Source organism: Ensifer sp. NM-2, from assembly GCF_003024455.1.
Lineage (GTDB): Bacteria > Pseudomonadota > Alphaproteobacteria > Rhizobiales > Rhizobiaceae > Ensifer > Ensifer canadensis.
In genome coordinates this window covers 1-463 of record NZ_PVZR01000139.1, presented here as the reverse complement: position 1 = coordinate 463, position 463 = coordinate 1, and the positions used below count along the sequence as shown (strand labels likewise).

1 protein-coding gene is annotated in these 463 nt (G+C 62.9%); it reads left to right on the top strand.

Annotated elements, in window-relative coordinates:
- The coding region (locus C6558_RS39170) for an Nramp family divalent metal transporter (protein WP_146161022.1) at positions 1-463 on the top strand (463 nt) is incomplete at both ends.

The window sequence follows — 463 nt, the reverse complement described above, 5'->3', positions numbered from 1 at the left end:
CATCGCCGCGTCCTTCATCGGGCCGGGGACCATCACAACCTCCATCGTTACCGGAGCCGAGCAGGGATTCGTCCTGGCCTGGGCTGTCGTCTTCTCAATTTTGGCCACCATCGTCTTGCAGGAGATGTCGGGACGGTTGGGCCTCGCGACCCGCATGAGTCTCGGACACGCTCTGCGCGAGGTGTTCTCCTCGGTGCCGGCACGACTTGTCATGGCGATCCTCGTCGTCGCGGCGATCGGCATCGGAGGGGCGTCCTACGCCGGTGGTGACACAGTCGGCACCGCCCTCGCCTTGACTAGTGTGACCGGACTCAGTCAGCCCGTGGTCGTCATCGGGATCGTCCTCACGATCGGCATTCTGCTCTGGACAGGCAGCTACAAACTGATCGAGCGGGTGCTGACCGTCATGGTCGGGTTATTGGGGCTGCTGTTCATCGTCACTGCAGTCCTAGTTCAGCCTCCG